General features: G+C 70.1%; 1 pseudogene. It reads left to right on the top strand.

The features are described 5' to 3' along the window. Positions 1 to 390: pseudogene (locus tag ACOADB_RS17635) on the top strand (phosphodiesterase); the annotation flags it as partial. Positions 391 to 445 lie beyond the last annotated feature (55 nt).

The following is a 445-nucleotide window of genomic DNA, read 5'->3' as shown; positions in this document are numbered from 1 at the left end:
CTGGCCGAGCTGATCGAGCTGCACGACCAGGAGCGCCTCGCCGCGGTGGTCCAGGGCTCCGACGTGCGCGGGATCCTCGGCGGCCACTTCCACTTCACGTCGTTCTCGACCTTCGCCGGCGTCCCGGTCTCGGTCGCCTCGGCCACCTGCTACACCTCCGAGATCGCACCCGACCAGCGCCTGCTCTCCGGTGTCGACGCGAACCAGGCGTTCACGATGCTGCACCTCTACGAGGACCGCGTCGTGCACTCCGTGGTGCCCGCTCTCGACGGACCGGAGGTCACCGGTCACGGCCTGGACATGCTGGAGCCGTTCAACGCGCTGACGCCGGCGGAACGGTTCGACATGGTGTCGCGCAAGGACTCGCTGCTGAACAAGCCGCCCGCGTAGTGCGGGGCGTCCGGGAACCGGCCGGCCTCACCAGGTCCGGCGCACCGGCATCCCT

It is taken from the genome of Nocardioides sp. CPCC 206348 (assembly GCF_048654705.1).
Classification (GTDB): Bacteria; Actinomycetota; Actinomycetes; order Propionibacteriales; family Nocardioidaceae; genus Nocardioides.
The sequence above is the reverse complement of the archived record's forward strand: the minus strand, read 5'-3'. Positions and strand labels throughout refer to the sequence as shown.